Source organism: Amycolatopsis keratiniphila subsp. keratiniphila (assembly GCF_001620365.2).
In the GTDB taxonomy this organism is placed as follows: domain Bacteria; phylum Actinomycetota; class Actinomycetes; order Mycobacteriales; family Pseudonocardiaceae; genus Amycolatopsis; species Amycolatopsis keratiniphila.
On sequence record NZ_LQMT02000012.1, the window covers coordinates 294,351 to 315,279 of the forward strand.

Below are 20,929 nucleotides of genomic sequence, written 5' to 3' on the forward strand. Positions count from 1 at the left end.
AATCGCCACTCACGACCCCCTGGAGCAAGGCCGGGCTGAAGGGGCCCTTCGCCCACTCAACGTTGCGAAAGTGGCTTTCGCAACACGCTCACTCCGCCGCGGACGGGAGGGGCACCCGATGAGGTCCTTCGTCCCGGATCTGGTCAAGATCCTCGTCTTCGCCGTGGTGACCGTGCTGCTCACCGCGATCCTCGGCGCCACCATCGCGAACACCAACTTCGGCGAGACCTCGGGCTACACGGCCAAGTTCACCGACGCGTCCGGTCTCAAGGAGGGCGACGACGTCCGCATCGTCGGCGTGAAGGTCGGCCAGGTCGGGAAGATCGAGGTCGAGGAGGGCGAGAAGAACTTCGCCCAGGTCCACTTCGACGTCCAGACCTCGCACCGGCTGCCCGCCTCGGTGACCGCGACCATCAAGTACCGCAACCTGGTCGGGCAGCGGTATCTCTCGCTCGGCACGGACATCGGGGACGAGAAGTCGTTGCCGCGCGGCGGGATCATCCCGCCCGAGCGCACGAAACCGGCCCTGAACCTGACCGTGCTCTTCAACGGGTTCAAACCGCTCTTCCGCGCGCTGAACCCCGAGGACGTCAACAAACTCTCCTACGAGATCATCCAGGTCTTCCAGGGCGAGGGCGGCACGATCACCAGCCTGCTCGCGCACACCGCGTCGGTCACGTCGGCCATCGCGGGCAAGGACAAGATCATCGGCGAGGTCATCGCGAACCTCAACACCGTGCTGGGCACGGTCGAGCGACGCTCGCCGCAGCTGGGCGAGCTGATCGACCAGACCCAGCGGCTGGTCACGGGGCTTTCCGAACAGCGCCGGCCGATCGGGGAAGCCGTCAAGGCGCTGGGCGACCTCACCGTCGCCACGACCGGCCTGCTCGCCGACGCGCGGCCCGCCCTCAAGGACGACGTCGCCCAGCTCGGCGCGCTGTCGCAGAACCTCGGCGATTCGGAGCAGCTGCTCGACCATCTCCTCGGGGTGCTGCCGGGCAACCTGCAGAAGTTCACCAGGACATTGAGCTACGGCAGCTGGTTCAACTACTACCTGTGCGGGATCTCCGGCAGCATCGGCATCAAGTCGCTCAACATCGAACTGCCGATCACGCCGCTGCCCGGCACGCAGCGACCGGAGAGGTGCGGGCCGTGAAGCCGCTCAAGGAACGCAACCAGGCCGTGGTCGGCGGTGTGACGCTGATCCTGATCGTGCTGATCACGGCGACGACGTACTTCTCCGACCGGATCCCGTTGTTCGGCAGCGGGACGACCTACTCCGCGTACTTCGGCGAGTCGGCCGGGCTGGCGCCGGACAACGAGGTGCAGGTCGCCGGGGTCAAGGTCGGGCAGGTCAGCTCGGTGGAGCTGGCCGGCAAGAAGGTGCTGGTCAAATTCCGGGTCAAGGACGTGCGGGTCGGCGACGCGACCGCGGCGTCGATCGAGATCAAGACGCTGCTGGGCGAGAAGTTCCTCGCGCTCACGCCGAAGGGCAAGGGGAACCAGGACCCGAACACCACGATCGGGCTCGACCGCACGCGGACGCCGTTCGAACTGCAGGACGCGTTCCAGGAGCTTTCGGGCACGGTCGGCGAGATCGACACCGCGCAGCTGGCGACGAGTTTCACCGTCCTGTCCGACGCGCTCAAAGACAGCCCGCAGTACCTCAAGGACGCCCTCGGCGGGCTTTCCTCGTTGTCCAAGACGGTGTCCTCACGCGACAGTGACCTGAAGGCGTTGCTGGCCAACACGAGCAAGGTGTCCAAGACGCTGTCCGATCGCAACGCGCAGCTGAAGCGGATCCTCGACGACGGCAATCTCCTGCTCGCCGAACTGCAGAACCGGAAGGACGCGATCAGCACCTTGCTCAAGGGCACGCAACAGGTTTCCGCGCAGCTGTCCGGTCTCGTCGCCGACAACCGGCAACAGCTGAAGCCGACACTGGAGAAACTCGGCAAGGTCACCGACATCCTGCAGCGCAACCAGGACAACCTCAGCCGCAGCCTCGCGCTGATGGCGCCGTTCGCCCGCGTCGGCGCCAACGCGACCGGCAACGGGCGCTGGTTCGAGGGCTACCTGTGCGGGCTGCTGCCGCCGACGATCATCGCGGGCGCGTTCCAGGTGAACCCGGAGGGCTGCACCCCGCCGATCGCGGCGCCGAACCAGGGGGTGGGCGGACGATGAGCACCCGGACTCGCACGCTCTACAACTGGGTCGCGTTCGCCTGCGTCCTCGTGCTGCTCCTGACCGCCGGGCTGTGGCTGGTGTTCAAGGAACCGGGCGGGACCAGGATCAGCGCCTACTTCGGCAAGACCGTCGGGCTCTACGCGGGTTCGTCGGTCCGGGTGCTCGGGGTGAAGGTCGGGGAGATCACCGGCGTGACCCCGCAGGGCGAAGCGGTCCGGGTCGACATGCGGATCGACGCCGACACGCCGATCCCGGCCGACGCGGGCGCCGTCGTCGTCGCGCCGAGCCTGGTCAGCGACCGCTACGTCCAGCTGACCCCGGCCTACGAGAGCGGCCCCGAAATGGCGACGGACACGGTGATCGCCAAGGAGAAGACGGCGACGCCCGCCGAGCTCGACGACCTCTACACGAGTCTCGACAAGCTCTCGACCAGCCTCGGACCCAACGGTGCCAACAAGAACGGCGCGCTGTCCGACGTGCTCGACACCGCGGCGGCGAACCTCGCGGGCAACGGGAAGAACCTCAACACCACGGTGACGCGGCTGTCCGAACTGGCCAAAACCTTGGACAGCTCCAAGGGCGACCTGTTCACCACCGTGCAGAATCTGAACTCCTTCACCGGAGCGCTGGCCGAAAGCGACAAGCAGCTCAACGAGTTCTATCGCCGGGCGGCGCACGTGAGCGGGTTCCTGGCCGCGGACTCCGCCGACGTCGGCTCCGCGCTGAGCTCACTGGCGACGGCCATGGGCGACGTCGAGAAGTTCGTCGCGGAGAACAAGGAGCTGCTCTCGTCCAATGTGGACAAGCTGGCCGGGCTGACGAAGGTGCTCGTGGACCAGCGTGCCTCGCTCGCCGAGGTGATCGACATCGCGCCGACCGGGGCGACGAACTTCATCAACTCCTACGACGCCGCGTCCGGCACGATCGCGGTGCGGGACAACCTGAACGAGCTGACCCACCCGCCGATCCTGACCGTGTGCCGGCTGATCAGCGCGAGCACGCCGAAACCGATCCCGGACGCGCTGGGCAACATCTGCAAGCAGCTCGCGCCCGTCCTCGACGGCACCCTGAAACTCCCGTCGGTCCCGCAGGTGCTGGCCTCGCTGCAGAGCGGTGAACTGCCGCCGTTGCCGCTCCCGCTGGTCGACGTGATGACCAAAGGACTCCCGAAATGAGGCGGCAGCGGCAGAAGATCGCCGGGGTGATGGCGGGCGTCCTCGTGCTCGCCGGATGCAGTGACGGCGGATTTTCGGGGCTGTACAACACTCCCTTGCCGGGCGGCGCGGATCTCGGCGACCATCCGTACCGGCTCACCGCGCAGTTCTCCGACGTCCTGGACCTCGTGCCGCAGGCGAGCGTGAAGGTCAACGACGTCCCGGTCGGCCGCGTCGAGAAGATCGACCTCGCGCCGGACACGCGTTCGGCGTGGGTGAGCATGGTGGTCAACGGCGACATCGCGCTGCCCGCGAACGCGCGTGCCGAACTGCGGCAGTCGAGCCTGCTGGGGGAGAAGTTCGTCGACCTGCACGCCCCCGAAAAGCCCGAAGGAACGCTCGCCGAGGGCGCGAAGATCCCGCTGGACCGCACGAACCGCAATCCCGAGGTCGAAGAGGTCCTCGGCGCGCTTTCCCTGCTGCTCAACGGCGGCGGGGTCGAACAGATCCAGAAGATCAGCCACGAACTCAACGAGGCGCTCACCGGCAACGAGGCCGAGGTCCGCTCCCTGCTGTCGCGGGTGGACAAGCTGGCCACCGAACTCGACGGGCACAAGGGCGAGATCCTGCGTGCCATCGACGGTCTCGACCGGCTGTCCAAGACCCTGGTCGGCCAGACGCAGAACCTGACGAACGCGCTCGACAACCTCTCGCCGGGGCTCAAGGTCGTGACCGAGCAAAGGGATCAGCTCGTCGGCATGCTGCAGTCGCTGAACACCCTTTCCGGGGTCGCCACCGAGACGATCAAGGCGAGCAAGGACACGCTGGTCGCGAACCTGCGTGCGTTGCAGCCCACGCTGAAGAAGCTGACCGAAGCGGGCCAGGATCTGCCGACGGCGCTGCGGATCCTGCTCACGTATCCGTTCCCGGACTACGCGGGCAACGTGATCAAGGGCGACTACGCGAACGTCGAGGCCAAGATCGACCTGAACCTGGACACCTTCCTGGAGAACATGAACAACTCGTCGCAGCCGATCATCCAGCTGCCGGGTACCCAGGGCACCGGCGCGCCCGGGGCGATCCCGTTCAACAACGGTGCCGCTCCGCCGGTTCTGCCGTTGCCCGGTGATCTCCCGCAAGCGCCTCCGACCGCGCAAGGGGACGTGCTGGGCGGCGTGCTCGGCGGGATCCTCGGGCCGCTGCTGGGAGGTGGCCGGTGATCACGCGCAAGATCAGGATCCAGCTGGCGGTGTTCGTCGTCATCGCGGTGGTTTCGGTCGTCTACGCGGGCGGCAACTACGCCGGGCTGGACCGGCTCTTCGGCACCCGCGGCTACCTCGTCACCGCGCAGCTCGTGGACTCCGGCGGGATCTTCGTCAACGCCGAGGTGTCCTACCGCGGCGTCGCGGTCGGCAAGGTCGCGTCGATGACGCTCACCGAACACGGTATCGACCTCGGCCTCGACATCGATTCGGGCGCGCCGAAGATCCCCGCCGACACCAGGGCCGCGGTGGCCAACCGGTCGGCGGTGGGGGAGCAGTACGTCGATCTGCTGCCCATGCACGAAAACGGGCCGTATCTTGCCGAGGGTTCGGTCATCAAACGCGACAAGACCTCGATCCCGCTCGCGCCGGACACCGTGCTGTCCAATTTGGACAAACTGGTGTCGAGTGTGAAGCCGGAATCGTTGCGGACGGTCGTCGACGAGACCTACGAGGCGTTCGCGAACGCCGGCCCGGATCTGCGGCAGCTGCTGAACAGCACCGGCTCGCTCACCGCGACCGCGACGCAGTACCTGCCCGACACCCAGGGCCTGCTCGCCAACTCGCGGACCGTGCTGGACACGCAGCGGCGGCAGGCGGACAACATCACCCAGTTCTCCAGCGGGCTCAAGACGATCGCCGCCCAGCTGAAGACGTCCGACCCGGATCTGCGGCGCGTGATCGACGAGGCACCGAAACTGAGCCGCCAGATCAGCGATGTGCTCGCGGTGTCCGGGACCGACCTCGGGGTGCTGTTCGCGAACACGCTCACGACCGCCCAGATCACCTCCGCCCGCACCGACGCCATCGAGGAACTCCTCGTGGCGTACCCGATCATCTCGGCGTTCTCGCGCTCGACGTCGCCGGACGGCACCGGCCACCTCGGCGTCGTGTTCAACTTCTTCGACCCGGTCTCGTGCACGAAGGGCTACGAGGGCACGAAGCAGCGTCCTGCCAACGACACCACCGAAGCACCGGTGAACACCCAGGCGTACTGCGCCGAGCCGCCAGGAAGCCCCACAGGCGTGCGAGGCTCGCAGAACGCCCCGTACGCCGGGAAGCCGCCGGCGGTCCCGGAGCGGCCGAAGCAGACCCCGCAGGCGGCGGAATCCGCCCAGTTGCCGGGGGTGCTGAGCCTGCTCGCCGGATCCGCGCCCGGCGGGCTCGGCGCGTTGCTGGGCGGGAAGTGATGCTCACCCGCGCCCTCACCGTCGTGGCCGCGCTGGCGGTCCTCGCGGCCGCCTGGTTCGGCTGGTCGTGGTGGCGCGCCGCGGGTGACGACGGCCTGGCCAGGGGCCGCGAGCGTGAGGCCGTCCTCGCCGCCGCGTCCGGCCAGCTGGAGGTGCTCAACACGATCGACTACCGCAGTGGCGCGAAGGACGTCGACCGCTGGCTCGGCGTCACCACCGGACGGCTCGGCAAGGACCTCACCGGCGACCGGCAGATCCAGATCGACCGGGCGACCGCGAGCAAGACGGTCGCCACCGCGAAGCTCAAGCAGGCCGCGGTCACCGAGCTCGACGCCGCCGCCGGGACGGCGCGCCTGATGGCCGTGCTGGACGTGCGGGTCAGCACCGGCGGCGGCTCGGCCGCGCCCAAGGTGAGCAGGCTGACCGTGGACTACCAGCGGGTCGAGGGCGGCTGGAAGGTCAGCGCGGTCCAGGCGGCGGGATCATGACCGGACGCGTCCCGCGGCTCCTGCTCGCGATCATCGTGGTGGCCGGCGGCTGCGCGGTGTGGTTCGGCCTCCAGGCGTCCTCGCTGGGTTCGGACGGCAACGCGGCGCTGGTGGACCAGGCCGCCACGGCCGAGGTCGCGGACCAGGTCGGCGCCGGGGTGAAGGCCGTGTTCTCCTACGACTACAGCAACCTCGCGCGCACCGAGAGGGCCGCCGCCGACGTGCTGACCGGCGACGCGACCGGGCAGTACCGGGACCAGTTCGCGTCGGCCCGGAAGCGGGCCGAGGAAGGGAAGCTGGTGCGCACGACGACGGTGCGGTCGCTGGGCGTCCGCTCCCTGCGCGGCGACCAGGCCGAGGTGCTGCTGTTCCTCGACCAGCAGACGCTCACCGCGGGCGGTGGCGCCCCGCAGTCTTCGGTGTCCCAGCTTTCGGTCACGGCGGTGCGGATCGACGGCCGGTGGAAGATCTCCCAGCTCATTCCGCTCTAGGAGAGGCGTTTCATGTTCGCTCCGGTGATCACCCCGTCGGAAACGGTGTAAGAACCGGAAAAAGTGCGGAGTGAACCGTCGGTCTGGCGGGCCGAAAGGTCGACGTACACGGTGTTCCCGCTCACGCTCCGCACGGTGACACCGGCCCACGAAGTCGTCGCGTATCCACTGGACCACGAGGCATAAGTGCCGCCTTTCGCCAGCCGTTGCCCACCGAGATTCCACGCGGTGAGGAAATCACGCCGGTTGATCGCGTCGTAGAAGGCGATCACCGTTTGCGCCACGGGAGCCGAGGGGGTGACATAAACCGTTCGCGGCGGCGCAGCCACCGCGGGTGGCTGGATCACGATCGTGTTCGGTGGAGCGGTCACCGTGACGGCGGGCAGCGCGGTTCCCTGAGTCGGCACCGCGCACGCCGCCAGTGTTCCCGCCGCCATGGTGACCATCAACCACTTCTTCGGTCCCATTTTCTCCCCTTTCCCTCGCGCTATCGAGAATGAGGGAACGACGGCGCCGTCAATAGGGGATTAGGCCTCGTTACGATTGCTGAAAAACGCGCCGGAACCGTTATCGGATCATGTGCGCGCGGGTCTAGGGCCACCCTCGTCTCACGCCGGACCGCCGCCGGGTTTAGCGTTAGGCATGACCACTGCACCTGTCGATGTCGAGAGCGCCCGCCGCGACTACGCGGCCCTCGTCGACCGTGGCCTCTCCCTGGACATCACCCGCGGCAAGCCGTCCCCTCGCCAGCTGGACCTCGCCGACGGGCTGCTCGCCCTCCCCGGAGACGTGCGCAAGGCCGAGGACGGCACGGACGTCCGCAACTACGGCGGCCTCAAGGGCCTGCCCGAGCTCCGCCGCATCTTCGCCGGGCCGCTGCAGGTCCCGGCCGAGCAGCTGCTGGCCGCGGGCAACTCCAGCCTGGAGCTCATGCACGACTCGATCGTGCAGGCCTTCCTCAGCAAGCTCCCTGGCGCCGAGCGCCGCTGGGCCGACGAGCCGAGCGTCAAGTTCCTGTGCCCCGTGCCGGGCTACGACCGCCACTTCGCGCTGGCCGAGCGCTTCGGGATCGAGCTGATCCAGGTGCCGCTGACCGAGACCGGCCCGGACATGGAGGTCGTCGAGCGGCTCGTCGCCGAGGACGCCGCGGTCAAGGGCATCTGGTGCGTGCCGAAGTACAGCAACCCGACCGGCGTCACCTACAGTGACGACACCGTGCGCCGCCTGGCGACGATGACCACGGCCGCCCCGGACTTCCGGATCTTCTGGGACAACGCCTACGCCGTGCACCACCTCACCGAGGACGAGGCGCCGCTGGCCGACCTGCTCGCGCTGGCCACCGAGGCGGGCAACGCCGACCGCGTGTTCGTCTTCGGCTCCACCTCGAAGGTCACCTACGCGGGTGGCGGCGTCGGCTTCTTCGGCGCGTCCGAGGCGAACCTGGCCTGGTGGACCGGCCTCATCGGCAAGCGGACCATCGGCCCGGACAAGGTCAACCAGCTCCGCCACGCGCAGTTCCTCCGCGACGAGGACGGCGTCCGCGAGCACATGCGCAAGCACGCCGAGCTCATCGGGCCGAAGTTCGCGGCCGTCGACGAGATCCTCACCAAGGAACTGGGCGAATCGGGCCTCGCGTCCTGGACCAAGCCGACCGGCGGGTACTTCATCTCGCTGACCGTGCCGTCCGGGACCGCCAAGGAGGTCGTGCGGCTGGCCAAGGAGGCGGGGATCGCCCTGACCCCGGCCGGCGCGACCCACCCGTACGGCGACGACCCCGAGGACGCCGTCATCCGCATCGCGCCGACGTACCCCGAGCTGGCCGAGGTGGAAGAGGCCATCCGCGGTCTCGCGGTCTGCGTCCGCCTCGCCGCGGCGACGAAGGAATAGGCAGCCGTAAGGCAAGGTGGTCGGAAGTCCGTGAAGGCCTCCTTGAGGGACTCTGGGTCCCTCAAGGAGGCCTTCACGGACTAGGCACACAGGCGCGGCGCGAGCACAGGCGTGACTCGCGTGTCTGGAAGCCGCACTCGCGTGTTCCTCGACAAAGAGCGTGGCGTGACACAGTCACTCTTCGCCTTGCCGCGGCAGCGAAGAAACAACTTCGAGATCTTCTCCAATCCGGGTCGCGGGTGGTTCCGAACGTCCGAGTGGGTGGGTGTGCACCGCAAAGACGAGAGGAACCACTCGTGTTCGGAAAGCCCTTCGTTCGTACCCTGATCTCCCGCAGCGCCGAGAACCGCACGGATCGCCGCCGGTTCCTGAAGGCCGCGGGCGCGGCGGGGCTCGGTGTGGTCGGCGCGACCTACCTCGGGGTCCAGGCCACTTCGTCGGCTTCGGCCACGGGTGACGCCGCTGCCGCCGCGGGTGCTCCCAGCGACGCCGCCGTCCTCAACTTCGCGCTCAACCTGGAGTACCTCGAAGCCGAGTTCTACTCCTTCGCCGTCCACGGCCGCGGCCTGCCGGACGACCTCATCGGCGGTGTGGGTGCCCAGGGTGGCGTCGCCGGCGGCAAGAAGGTGATGTTCCACGACAAGGCGCTGCACCAGTTCGCGAAGGAGATCGCGGGCGACGAGGTCGCGCACGTCAAGTTCCTGCGCGGGGCGCTCGGCGAGGCCGCGGTGTCGCGGCCCGAGATCGACCTGAAGAACAGCTTCACGGCCGCCGCTCGCGCCGCCGGGCTGGTCAGCGAGTACCAGCAGTTCGACCCGTTCGCCAACGAGAAGAACTTCCTGCTCGCGGCGTTCCTGTTCGAGGACGTCGGTGTGACGGCCTACAAGGGTGCCGCGCCGCTGATCACCAACAAGACGTTCCTCGACGCGGCCGCCGGCATCCTGGCGGCCGAGGCCTACCACGCCGCCACCATCCGGACCGCGCTGTTCGACCGGGAACTCGGCGACGCGGCCGCCAAGATCTCCAACGCGCGCGACGCCCTCGACGGTCCCGGTGACGACGACCAGGGTGTCCTGATGGGCAACCAGGCCAATATCGTGCCGACCGACCACAACGGCATCTGCTTCGGGCGCGGCGCCGACCGCGTGCTGAACGTCGTCTACCTGAACCCGGGCGCGGTGAAGGAGGGCGGGTTCTTCCCGAAGGGCGTCAACGGCGACATCGTCGCCAGCGGCGGCGCGTGATCCCCCTCTGTCGTGTCGCCGTTTCCCGGTACCGTCGAGGGCCGGCGACACGACAGGGGGTTCGCGGTGAAGGCAGTGATCATCGGCGGCGGCATCTCCGGCACGGTGACGGCGATGGCGTTGCGACGGGCCGGGATCGAGGCGAGCGTCCACGAGGCGTACCCGACCGGCGGTGAGGACGCGGGCGCGTTCCTGACGATCATGCACAACGGCATGGACGCCCTGCGCGCGATCGGCGCCGAGGCACCGGTGATCGATATTTCGTTCGGCGCGGTGGGTCTGGAACTCGTGACGCCGGACGGGCGCACCGTCGAACGCCGTTCCTTCGACATCGAGGGCCTCGCCGGGCCGCGCACGATGACGCGGGCGTCGCTTTACCACGTGCTGCAGGAGGAGGCGATCTCACGCGGGATCACCTTCGAACGCGGGAAGCGGCTGGTTTCCGCGTCGCCGGGGATCGCGCGGTTCGAGGACGGTTCCGTGGCCGAGGGCGACATCCTCATCGGCGCCGACGGCCTGCGTTCGGTCGTCCGGACGATCATCGACCCGGACTGCCCGCCGCCGCGTTCGACGGGCCTCGACGTCGTCTACGGCTACACGACCGACACGAGCGTCCCTCAGGCACCGTCCCTCTACCGGATGATCCAGAGCCTGCACGCTTTCTTCGGCTACACGAGCACGCCCGACGGCTCGACGTACTGGTTCGCGCGGCTTCCCACGGCCGAAGGCGTGCGCTCCGGCCTGACCGCGGCCGAATGGCGCGCGGCCGCTTTCGCCGCTTTCGACGGGGAACCGTTGCCCGCCGCGGAAATCATCCGGTCCACCGGAGACGAGGTCTTCGGTGGACATTCCTACGACGTGCCCTCGACACCGGTGTGGTTCAACACCTCGATGGTGCTCGTCGGCGACGCGGCGCACGCGGCCTCGCCCGCCGCGGGGCAGGGTGCGTCGATGGCGCTGGAGGACAGTGTCGTGCTGGCCCAGTGCTTGCGCGATCTTCCTGACGCGCCAACGGCTTTCGCGGCCTACGAGCGGCTGCGGCGGGCGCGGGTGGAGGAACTGGTGGCCGGCAGCGCGGCGGTGTCGTCGGGCACGACGTCCGATCGGGACCGGAACTGGCTCTACCGGCACCACATCGAATGGGACGAGCGCGTCCACGCGGGATAAGGCACCCGCCCGCCTTCGGATATCCGGAACGCAGGGTACGCCCCCTGCGACGCACGTGTGACTGCCCAGCCACGCAGGTCCCAGCATCCTCGGTCTCACTGACACACCGAGGAGGTTGGCATGCACAAGCAATGTGGTCACGAGGGGACTTGCGGCTGCCCCGCGCCAGGTGGCCAGAACCAGGCGTTCGCCCCCCATCCCTACCCCGTTCAGGGGACACCGCCCGAGCCGCCCGCGTGGGCGGCACCGGTGCGCAAGCCCAAACGCGGCCGACGCGTCTTGGTGGTCACTTCCGCCTTCGCGGCCGCGATCGCCATCGCGGTCGCGACCGCCATCGTCACCACCGCCGTGACCGGCGACGCCGAGCCGGCACCGGTGCTCGCCGGCCAGGCCGAACAGGCGCCGCGGCCGCAGGAGCCCGCCCCGCAGGCCGAGGCACCGGCGGCGAACGGGGTCAACACCGGCCCGCGTTCGCTCGGCGAGGGGAACCTGCGAGAGGGCGCGGTGTTCCTGCAGTCGAACGACGAGACCGCCAACGAGGTCGCCGCGTTCGCCCGCAAGGCCGACGGCACCCTGCGCGAGGTCGGCCGCTACCCGACCGGCGGCGTGGGCACCGGCAGTTTCGAGGACAGCGCGGGGGGCATCGTGCTCGGGACCGCGTCCGGGGAAGCGGCGCCCATCCAGAACATCGACAAGGCGGAACTGCTGTTCGTGACCAACGCCGGCAGCGGCACGATCTCCGTCTTCCGGGTGCTGGAAAGCGGGCTCGAACTGGTCGGCCAGACGCCGTCCGGCGGTAAGCGGCCGGTGAGCGTGACGGTCAACAACGGCCTGCTCTACGTGCTCAACAGCGGCGAGGAGGACCGCCGGCTGCTCCTGGGACCGACCACGGCCCTGGAGAACTGCAGCCACGGCGGTATCCCGACGGTGACCGGCTTCCGGGTCACGCCCGACGGAGCGCTCCAGCCGATCGAGAACTCGACCCGTGAGCTGAGCGGGCGTGGGCGGTCCGGCTGTTCGCAGGTCTCCTTCACCCCGGACGGGCACACCCTCGTCGTCAGCGAGCGCATCGCCTCGTTGCCGGGAGCGAGCAAGGAGAACAAGGGTTCGCTGACCACGTTCGACGTCCACTACGACGGCACGCTCGGCCGCAAGCAGCTCAACGACCCCAGCGGCACGGGTCCCTTCGGGTTCAACTTCACGAAGGACGGCAAGCTGATCGTCAGCGAGCAGAACGGTGCGCTGGCGAACCCCGGCGGCGGCCACGCCGCGGCGTACCAGTTCGACGGTGACGCGAAGCTGAAAGCCATCAACGGATCGGTGCCGAACAAGCAGACGGACAGCTGCTGGGTCGTGGTCACCGACGACCAGCGGACCGTGTTCGTCTCCAGCCCGTTCGACGACGGCATCGTCTCCTCCTACAGCCTCGGCGCCGACGGTGCGCTGACCCTGCTGCAGCCGGTGGCCACCGCCGCGGACGGGAAGGACTCGAAGAACGACAACCTCCCCATGGGTGCCACGGACATGAGCCTGAGCCGGGATTCCCAGTTCCTCTACCAGCTCAACTCGTTCACCGGATCGCTGTACGTGTTCAAGGTCGTCGGCAATGGATTGCTCACCTTCGTGGAGAAGCACGACGTCTTCCAGCTCCCAGAGTTCGGCAAGGGCGGCGAAGCGGCGCCGTTCGGTCTCGCCGCGTACTGACCACGCGTATCCGAAATGAAAGCGGGGAAACAAATGCGGTACGGAATCATCGGCACCGGCTCCTATCTGCCCCGGTCAGTGGTGACCAACGAAATGCTCGCACCGCGGACCGGTGTGACGGCCGAGTGGATCGCGGAACGGACGGGGATCAGCGAGCGCCGCTTCGCCGCTTCCGGGCAGGCGACCAGTGATCTGGCCGCCGAGGCGGCGAAGCGCGCGCTGGAGGCGGCCGACCTTCCGGCCGAGCTGCTCGACTTCGTCGTGGTGGGAACGTCCACACCGGACTTCCCGCAGCCCGCGACCGCCGTCGTGGTGCAGTCGGCGGTGGGTGCGGACCGGGCCGCGGCCTTCGACGTCAACTCGGTGTGCACCAGTTTCGTCTACGCGCTCGACACGGCGCGCGGTCTGCTCACCGCCGACTCGAACGCCAGGTACGCGCTGGTCATCGGTGCGGACATCTACTCGCGGCAACTGGATTTCGGGGATCACCGCTCCGCGGTGTTGTTCGGGGACGGTGCGGGCGCCGTGGTGCTGGGCCCCACCGGCGAGGAGCACGGGATGCTCACCTCGCGCCTGGTCTCCGACGGGCGTCTGCAGGAGTTCGTGAAGGTCGCGGGCGGCGGCAGCCGGAACCCGTTGACGCCGGCGTCCCTCGCCGCGGGCGAAGGACTGTTCACCATGCAGGGCCGCGCGGTACGCGAGTACGTCGAGACCGTGGTGCCCGATCTGCTGGGCACGCTGCTCAAGGAAGCCGACCTCGGCATCGACGACATCGATCTCGTGGTACCGCATCAGGCGAACGCCGTACTGCTGCGGAACACCTTCACCGCGGCGGGGGTGCCGCCGGAGAAGCTGCACCTGACCTGTCAGGTCTACGGCAACACCGCGGCGGCGTCGATCCCGGTCACGCTCGACGACGCGATCAGGACGCGCGGTATCGAGCGTGACGCGCTGATCGTGCTGCTCGGGATCGGTGGCGGGATGAGCGCCGGGGCCTCCCTGCATCGCTGGGCGGGCAGTGGCGCCGGGTTCGGTGCGCCGTGACCGGCACGCGCCTGCTGTATCCGAAGCTGGCCGACGACTACCCCGTAGCCGTACGCGCCAAGGGAAGCTACGTCTACGACGACACCGGGAAGTCCTATTTGGATGGTTGCTCGGGGGCGATCGTGGTGAACATCGGGCACGGGGTGCCCGAGATCGCCGACGCCATCCGCGCGCAGCTCGAGGAAATCACCTTCGTGACCCGGCTCCAGTTCACGAATCCGCGGGCGGAGCGGCTCGCCGAGGAGCTCACCCTGCTCGCGCCGGGCGATCTGGACCATGCCTTCTTCACCAACAGCGGTTCGGAGGCGATCGAGGCCGCGGTCCGGCTGGCCCTGCAGTACTGGCAGGAGGTCGGCGAGCCGCGGCGCACGGTGATGATCTCGCGGGACGGGAGTTACCACGGCGCCACCCTCGGCGCGATCGGTCTGTCCGGGCATCCGCAGCGGCGGCGCCCGGTGCGGGCCGTACTGCCGGACTGGCCGAAAGCGACCGCGGCGAACTGCGGCGCCTGCCCCTTCGGACTGACCAGGTCCACCTGCGCGCTCGACTGCGCGCGGTCCATCGAGGACGCGATCCTCGAGGCCGGCGCCGACCGGGTGGCCGCGGTGTTCGTCGAACCGGTGGTCGGCGCGTCGGGCGGGGCGGTGCCCAGCCCGGCGGGCTACCTCCGCGAAGTGGCGGAAATCTGCCGTCGGCACAACGTGTTGCTGGTGGCGGACGAGGTGATCACCGGTCTCGGCCGGACCGGGCACTGGTTCGGCTGCGACGAAGAGGGCGTGGAGCCTGACCTGCTGGTGCTCGGCAAAGGGGTCAGCGCCGGTTACGCGCCACTGGGGGCGGTACTGCTGAGCGACCGGATCCACGAAGCGATCCGGACCGGAAGCGGGCAATTCGTCCTCGGCCACACCTACGCGGCGAATCCGCTGTCGGCCGCGGTGGGACTCGCCGTGCTCGGCTATGTCCGCGAACACGATCTTCCCCGCAGGGCGAGGGAACTGGGGCCGGTGCTGGCCGAGGGACTACGGGAAGCGTTGCGCGCCAGAGGAATCGTCGCCGAGGTTCGCGGCAGGGGCCTGCTGCTCGCCGTGGACTTCTCCCGACCGGACGCACCGCCGCTGATCACCGCCGCGGCGATCGTGCGGGCGGCGCGTGACGCCGGGCTGCTGCTCTATCCGGCGGGAACGACGCCGGTGCCCCAGGCGGTGGTGGTCGCACCACCGCTGACGATCACGGCCGGCGAACTGGACCGGCTCGTCGAATTGTTCGCCACCGCGCTCGACACCGTCGCCGGGTGCGAAACCACACTCTTGGAAGGAGCTTCGCGATGAAAATGGGCTGGACTCTGTCGCAGCGCGCGCTGGCAGACCATTACGAGCAACTGGCCAGGGAGCACGTCGCACCACGCTCCGAGTGGCACTACGAACGGGAACAGCTCGACCGGAGGGCGTGGCGGGCACTGGCCGACGACGGGCTGTGGCGCATACCGGTGCCGGAGGAGCTCGGCGGTCACGGTCTGACCTGGTGGGATTTCTGCGCCGCGCTGGAGGGGATCGCACGAGGCGGCAAGGATCTCGGCTTCTGCCTGTCCCTGATCGCGCACGCCGGTTTCCTGCGTTCGCTGGTGAACTTCGGCGGTGAGTACCACCACACGGTCGCGCTGCCCCGGATGATGAGCGGCTCGGTGGGCTCGACCGCGCTGACCGAGATGCGCGGCGGCTCCGACGTCGGCCGTGTCTCCGCGACCGCCTATCCCACCGAACACGGCTACAAACTGGTCGGCAGCAAGGCGCACATCACGAACGCGCCGGTCGCGGACATGTTCTGGGTGCTCGGCCGGATCGACAAGCTGCCCGCCAAACGTGACATCTCGGTGTTCGTCGTGGAACGCGGCCCCGCGATGCGCACCGGGGACCACGAGCACATGTTCGGCAACCGGACCAGCCCGACCGGTCCGATCTCGTTCTTCGGCCTGCCCATCACCGCGGGCCAGGTGCTCGGGAAACCCGGCGACGGACTCCGCTTGACCTACAACACGATCACGCTCGACCGGCTTCTCTACGGTGTGGTCGGCGCCGCGTATCTGGAAGGTCTCCTGCAGGACGCGATGGACTTTTCCGAGACACGTGAGGCCTTCGGGCATCCGATCGCCGACTACCAGTACGTCCAGCGCCGGATCACCAATGTCAAGCTCGCCATCGAGTCCACCCGCTGGGTGTCCTACGCCGCGCTCGCCAGCCTGCTCGAGGAGCAGGACGAGGCCGTGCTGCTGTCGTCGACCGCCAAGCTGATCGGCTCGGAGGGGATGGCGGCGGCCGCGCTGGACGTCATGCAGATCTTCGGCCACGCGGGTTACGAGCTGAGCAGGCATTCGCGCAACGTGCAGGACGCGCTGGGCACGCTGATCGCCGGCGGGACCTCCGACATCCAGCGCAAGAACATCTTCACTCAGCTGGTGAAACTGCAGAAGGCCAAGAACATCCCCGTCGCCACCAAGACCGCCGCCTGAAAACCCCATCCGGAAAGGAAAAGTCATGCCCAAGGTGATCGTGGCCAATGTGGACAGTGATTCGATGTGCGGCAACGACATGCCGCCCGAGATCCACGCGCTCAGCTCGATGTGCTGCTGCCGCCTGCTCGTCATGGCCGAGGACGAAGACCTCGTGATCCTGCCGCATTCGGTCTCCGACGAGTTCATCGACTATGTGGCAGGCCTTCTCGACCGCAACCTCACGCGGAACAACGTCGTGGTGCCGCGTGACGGCGACTCCCGCCAGCTGATCCTCAACGACGCGTCGCTGAACGACGGCTTCGTGGCGGAGCAGATCCGGTCCCGGGCCGGCGACCTCGCTGAATGGCGGATGGAGGCGTATTTCCTCGACCGGCCGGTGATGGCGCTGGCCGACGAGCTCGGCCTGCCCTTGTTCGGCATCGACGAGGGAACGGATCTGGCCTGCCGGGACTTCCTGCGCTGCGGGGGAGCGGAGACGTTCAACAGCAAGGTGCTGTTCCGCCAGCTCGCCGGCACGGTCGACGCCCCGGTGCCCTCCGGCCGGGTGGCGAGCACCGAGCATGAGCTCGGCGTGGCCATCCGGACCCTGCTCGGCGAAACCGGGCGGGTGATCATCAAACAGGAGATGAACTCCGGCAGCGCGGGCAACACCGTCGTCACCGTGCACGACGAGACCAGGCTGACCGGTGCCTCGCGGGTGGTGCCGGTGCCGTCGGAGGGCTGCGACTTCGCCGTGCTGGCCGCGGAACTGTGGCCGCTGGTGGCGCTGCAGCGCAACACCCGCGTCGTCGTCGAGGCCTACCACCAGGCGGCGCAGGTCTACTACAGCGAGCTTTGGGTCCCCGGCCCCACGGAGTCGCCGAAGCTGCTCAATTTCGGTGAGATGCGGATGGAACCGACCTTCATCGGTTTCGAGATCCCCGGCCAGCGCATGCTCGCGGCGGATCTCGGCGACATGACCGCGCACAGTATGAACCTCGCCCGTGAGGCGGGCCGCCGCGGTTTCGTCGGCTACCTGAACATCGACTCGATCACGACCGTCGACGGGAAGCTGTTCTTCAACGAGGTCAACGGCCGGATGGGCTGCTGCACCAACATCGACTACCTGGCCAGGGTGCTCGTCGGCGAGAACTACACCCGGGAACGTGTCGTGCTGACCTACAACTGGGTCGAAGCGAGGGATTTCACCGCGGTGCTCAAGGCACTCGACGCGGGCGGGCTCTCGTTCGACAAGACCACCCGCACCGGCGTGATCGTCGCCATCGAGGACGTGGCCCGGTGCGGCGTCCTGGACTACATGGTCGTCGGTGAGGACCTCGCCCACGCCCACGACCTCGAGCAGCGAGCGCTCGCGGCCTTCGAAGAAGCCTGATTTCCCTTGGCACTGAAGAAAATGAGGTGATAGGAATGATGGACCAGACTGTGTTCGAACGCCACGAGTCGAAGGTGCGCAGCTACTGTCGCAGTTTTCCGGCCCTGTTCGAACGCGCGAGCGGCCACCACCTGTGGGACACCGAAGGCCGCCGGTACGTCGATCTGCTCTGCGGCGCGGGATCGCTCAACTACGGGCACAACCCGGCGAGGATCGTCGAGCGGGTGACCGAGTACCTCACCGGCGGCGGTCCGGTGCAGTCGCTCGATCTGCACACCACCGCGAAAGCGGAGTTCCTGCGGCGATTCTCCGAGGAGGTGCTGGCGCCCAAGGGGTTCGGGGACTACGTGATGCAGTTCCCCGGCCCGGCGGGAACGCTCGCGGTCGAGGCCGCGCTGAAGCTGGCCAGGAAGGTGACCGGACGGGCGAACGTGATCGCCTTCAGGGGCGGTTTCCACGGCGCCTCACTGGGTTCGCTGGCGGCGACCACGTCGCCCCTGCTGCGCAGGGCGGCGGGGACGATCCTGCCGAGCGTGACCCTCGTCGACTACGACAACGGGCCGGGGCACCCGGACACGGCCGCGGAGTTGCTGCATATGCTGCGGCCGACGTCGCGGGTGGCCCCACCGGCCGCGATCCTGCTGGAGACGGTGCAGGGCGAGGGCGGGCTCAACGTGGCGTCGAGGGCCTGGCTGGCCGGGATCCGCCGGGTCGCGGACGCCGTCGGCGCGCTCGTCATCGTCGACGACATCCAGGCGGGCTGCGGGCGTACGGGTTCCTTCTTCAGCTTCGAGCATGTCCCGGAGCTCCGGCCGGATCTGGTCTGTCTGTCGAAATCCTTGAGCGGGATGGGCTTGCCGATGGCGATGCTGCTGGTCAGGCGCGATCGTGATCAGTGGGAACCCGGCGAGCACAACGGCACCTTCCGCGGTCAGAACCTCGCGTTCGTGGCCGGGACGGCGGCACTCGACTACTGGGCCGATCCGGCCTTCGTCGCGCACGTGCCGGAGCTGGGCGTCGCGATCAGGGAGTCGTTGCGCGACCTGGTCGCGCGGCTGCCCGAGGGAATGGCGACGACGGCGGGCCGGGGCACGATGAGCGGCCTGCGGTTCGCCGACGCCCGGCTCGCCGAGCAGGTACGGGCAGCGTTGTTCCGGGCGTCGATCATCGCGGAGACCTCCGGGGACGGGCGGGTGCTCAAACTGCTGCCGCCGCTCACGATGTCGTTGTCCGAATGGGCCGAAACGGCCGAACGGATCTCCGACACCGTGGTCGGAACCGCGATGATCGGGGTGGCGGCATGACCGCCCGGGAGCCGTTGGCCGCCACCCCGGCCGGCCTGGAGACCTTGCGTGAACTGACCGACATCACGCTGAACGCGCTCGGCGAGGGACGGCGGCGCCGCGGCGGGCCCGTTCCGCCGGGCGGGCCGGCGCGGGTCGAGGCGGCGGTGCGCGCACGGCTGTCGTCGATCCTGCCCCGGGAGGGGGTCGGCGCCGGCCGTGCGCTCTCGACGATCGTGCGCACGGTCGCCGCGGGCGCGGCGGATCCGGCCGACCCGTTGTGTGCCGCGCATCTGCACGGTGCTCCACTGGCGGTCGCCGCGGCCGCGGACCTCGCCGCGAGTGTGCTCAATCCGTCGCTGGACTCCTGGGATCAGGCACCGGCCGCCGCCGAGATCGAGCGATTGGTGACCGACGAGATCGCCGGGCTGGTCTACCCCGGCCACGGTGACGCCGACGCGGTGGTCACCACGGGGGCGACGGAGTCGAATCTCGTCGCGCTGCTGCTGGTGCGCGAGGAACTCGGGCGGGTGCAGGTGGTGTGTTCGGCCGAGGCACATCACAGCGTCGGCAGGGCGGCGTGGATGCTGGGGCTTCCGCCGGCGATCCCGGTTCCGACGATCGAGGGGCGGCTCAGCCTCGACGCGCTGGAATCGGTGCTGTCGGAGGTCCCCGGCCCGCATTTCGTGGTGGCGACGGCGGGGACGACCGATCGCGGCGTGATCGACTCGATCGGGCCGATGGCGGACATCACCGAACGGCACCAGGGCCATCTCCACGTCGACGCCGCTTACGGCGGTGGCCTGCTGTTCAGCTCGCGCAGGGACCTGCTGGCCGGTCTCGAACGGGCCGGTTCGGTGGCTTTGGACCTGCACAAGTTCGGCTGGCAGCCGCTGCCGGCCGGATTGCTCGCGGTGCGGTCGAAGCAGCAGCTTTCCCCGCTCTCGCTGGTCGCCGACTACCTGAACGCGAACGACGACCAGGAAGCCGGTTTCCCGGACCTCCTCGGCCGGTCGATCCGGACGTCGCGCCGTCCGGACGCGCTCAAGCTCGCCGTGACCTTCCAGGCGCTGGGCCGGGACGGGCTGGCGAGGCTGACCGATCGGTGCTGTGACGCGGCCGCGTCCCTGGCCGGGCTGATCTCGGCCCGGCCGGGGCTACGCCTTCAGGCCTGGCCGGAGATCAGCACCGTCCTGTTCCGTCCGGTCGCGGCCGACACGGTGCCGGTGGCCGAAGGCAACGACCTGGTCGCCGGCATCCGCCGGGAGCTGCTCATCGCGGGTACCGCGGTACTCGGCCGGGCCACCGTGGACGGCCTGGTCTGGCTGAAACTCACCCTGCTCAATCCCGAAGTCACCGAACGCCACCTCGGCCATCTGCTGGACCTGGTCGAGACCACCACCGCCGTGCCCGCGGCGGCCTGACACTCCACAAAGGACGGATCCCATGAAACCCCTTCCCGACACCGTGCGCGCCGAGTACCGCCACGAGGTCACCGATCAGGACACCGCAGTCCGCTGGCGCAACGACCTTCCCGTGCTCGCGACCCCCGTACTGCTGTGGCTGGGCGAGATCACCGCCATGCGGGCGCTCGAGGGCTATCTCGAGGACGACGAGATGACCGTCGGCCTCAGCCACGACTCCAGTCATCTCGCCCCCACCCCGGCGGGCCGCGAGGTCCAGCTCACCGCCGTCCTGCGTGAGCGCACCGGCAGCAAGCTCGTCTTCGACGTCTACGGTCGCGACGACAGCGAGGAGATCCTCAGCGGTACGCACACCCGAGCGGTCGTGCGCCGGTCACGGTTCCTCGCCCGGCTCGCCGGGAAGGACCACGCGTCACCCACCTGACCGTGAGGGCACGANNTCGTGCCCTCACGGTCAGGTGTTCTGCCGCCGCGGGTCTGTGTCCGCGTCGGTCCGGACGACACACGTGATCAGGAGGACGAC

19 protein-coding genes are annotated in these 20,929 nt (G+C 68.9%); 18 read left to right on the top strand and 1 reads right to left on the bottom strand.

What is annotated here, in order from left to right; genetic code table 11:
• Nucleotides 1-118 precede the first annotated feature (118 nt).
• The 7 genes from AVR91_RS13055 to AVR91_RS13085 are packed head-to-tail and all read left to right on the top strand — an operon-like array spanning nt 119 to nt 6,772.
• Nucleotides 119-1,156: an MCE family protein gene (locus AVR91_RS13055; RefSeq protein WP_063275045.1), complete on the top strand. Its 1,038-nt coding sequence runs from the start codon at nt 119-121 to the stop codon at nt 1,154-1,156.
• A complete protein-coding gene (locus tag AVR91_RS13060; RefSeq protein ID WP_063275106.1) occupies nt 1,153-2,184 on the top strand; it encodes an MCE family protein in 1,032 nt (343 codons plus the stop codon). The genes AVR91_RS13055 and AVR91_RS13060 overlap by 4 nt, the downstream gene beginning before the upstream one ends.
• Nucleotides 2,181-3,362, top strand: a complete 1,182-nt coding sequence (locus tag AVR91_RS13065; RefSeq protein WP_063275046.1) for an MCE family protein — start codon at nt 2,181-2,183, stop codon at nt 3,360-3,362. The genes AVR91_RS13060 and AVR91_RS13065 overlap by 4 nt, the downstream gene beginning before the upstream one ends.
• A complete protein-coding gene (locus AVR91_RS13070) occupies nt 3,359-4,561 on the top strand; it encodes an MCE family protein (protein ID WP_063275047.1) in 1,203 nt (400 codons plus the stop codon). Before AVR91_RS13065 ends, AVR91_RS13070 begins: the two co-directional genes overlap by 4 nt.
• A complete protein-coding gene (locus tag AVR91_RS13075) occupies nt 4,558-5,793 on the top strand; it encodes an MCE family protein (protein WP_063275048.1) in 1,236 nt (411 codons plus the stop codon). The genes AVR91_RS13070 and AVR91_RS13075 overlap by 4 nt, the downstream gene beginning before the upstream one ends.
• Nucleotides 5,793-6,281, top strand: coding sequence for a hypothetical protein (locus tag AVR91_RS13080; protein ID WP_063275049.1), 489 nt, complete (start codon nt 5,793-5,795; stop codon nt 6,279-6,281). Before AVR91_RS13075 ends, AVR91_RS13080 begins: the two co-directional genes overlap by 1 nt.
• Nucleotides 6,278-6,772, top strand: coding sequence for a hypothetical protein (locus tag AVR91_RS13085; protein WP_063275050.1), 495 nt, complete (start codon nt 6,278-6,280; stop codon nt 6,770-6,772). Before AVR91_RS13080 ends, AVR91_RS13085 begins: the two co-directional genes overlap by 4 nt.
• Here the strand turns inward: AVR91_RS13085 and AVR91_RS13090 are convergent.
• Nucleotides 6,769-7,239, bottom strand: coding sequence for a YajG family lipoprotein (locus AVR91_RS13090; protein ID WP_063275051.1), 471 nt, complete (start codon nt 7,237-7,239; stop codon nt 6,769-6,771). The genes AVR91_RS13085 and AVR91_RS13090 overlap by 4 nt on opposite strands.
• Before the next feature lie 175 nt (nt 7,240-7,414).
• Here AVR91_RS13090 and AVR91_RS13095 point away from each other — a divergent pair, with 175 nt between their 5' ends.
• The 11 genes from AVR91_RS13095 (at nt 7,415) to AVR91_RS13145 (ending at nt 20,830) form a co-directional block, all read left to right on the top strand.
• Complete coding sequence (locus tag AVR91_RS13095; RefSeq protein ID WP_063275052.1) at nt 7,415-8,659, top strand: aminotransferase class I/II-fold pyridoxal phosphate-dependent enzyme; 1,245 nt, start codon at nt 7,415-7,417, stop codon at nt 8,657-8,659.
• 296 nt (nt 8,660-8,955) lie between these two features.
• Nucleotides 8,956-9,903, top strand: coding sequence for a ferritin-like domain-containing protein (locus AVR91_RS13100; protein WP_063275053.1), 948 nt, complete (start codon nt 8,956-8,958; stop codon nt 9,901-9,903).
• 66 nt (nt 9,904-9,969) lie between these two features.
• The gene (locus AVR91_RS13105; RefSeq protein ID WP_063275054.1) at nt 9,970-11,070 is read left to right on the top strand and encodes an FAD-dependent oxidoreductase; all 1,101 of its coding nucleotides are present in this window, start codon (nt 9,970-9,972) and stop codon (nt 11,068-11,070) included.
• Between the two features lie 282 nt (nt 11,071-11,352).
• Complete coding sequence (locus tag AVR91_RS13110) at nt 11,353-12,774, top strand: lactonase family protein (RefSeq protein ID WP_158077403.1); 1,422 nt, start codon at nt 11,353-11,355, stop codon at nt 12,772-12,774.
• A 33-nt stretch (nt 12,775-12,807) separates the two neighbouring features.
• On the top strand, nt 12,808-13,818 hold the full coding sequence (locus AVR91_RS13115) for a 3-oxoacyl-ACP synthase III family protein (protein WP_063275056.1): 1,011 nt from the start codon (nt 12,808-12,810) through the stop codon (nt 13,816-13,818).
• Nucleotides 13,815-15,146, top strand: a complete 1,332-nt coding sequence (locus tag AVR91_RS13120; protein WP_063275057.1) for an aminotransferase family protein — start codon at nt 13,815-13,817, stop codon at nt 15,144-15,146. Before AVR91_RS13115 ends, AVR91_RS13120 begins: the two co-directional genes overlap by 4 nt.
• Nucleotides 15,147-15,148: 2 nt before the next feature.
• A complete protein-coding gene (locus AVR91_RS13125) occupies nt 15,149-16,324 on the top strand; it encodes an acyl-CoA dehydrogenase family protein (protein ID WP_143253989.1) in 1,176 nt (391 codons plus the stop codon).
• 25 nt (nt 16,325-16,349) lie between these two features.
• A complete protein-coding gene (locus AVR91_RS13130) occupies nt 16,350-17,699 on the top strand; it encodes a preATP grasp domain-containing protein (protein WP_063275059.1) in 1,350 nt (449 codons plus the stop codon).
• A gap of 35 nt (nt 17,700-17,734) precedes the next feature.
• Complete coding sequence (locus tag AVR91_RS13135; RefSeq protein WP_063275060.1) at nt 17,735-19,003, top strand: diaminobutyrate--2-oxoglutarate transaminase; 1,269 nt, start codon at nt 17,735-17,737, stop codon at nt 19,001-19,003.
• The gene (locus tag AVR91_RS13140) at nt 19,000-20,406 is read left to right on the top strand and encodes a pyridoxal phosphate-dependent decarboxylase family protein (RefSeq protein WP_063275061.1); all 1,407 of its coding nucleotides are present in this window, start codon (nt 19,000-19,002) and stop codon (nt 20,404-20,406) included. The genes AVR91_RS13135 and AVR91_RS13140 overlap by 4 nt, the downstream gene beginning before the upstream one ends.
• Nucleotides 20,407-20,428: 22 nt before the next feature.
• Nucleotides 20,429-20,830 (top strand): thioesterase family protein, encoded by a 402-nt coding sequence (locus AVR91_RS13145; RefSeq protein ID WP_063275062.1) that lies wholly within the window; start codon nt 20,429-20,431, stop codon nt 20,828-20,830.
• Nucleotides 20,831-20,929 lie beyond the last annotated feature (99 nt).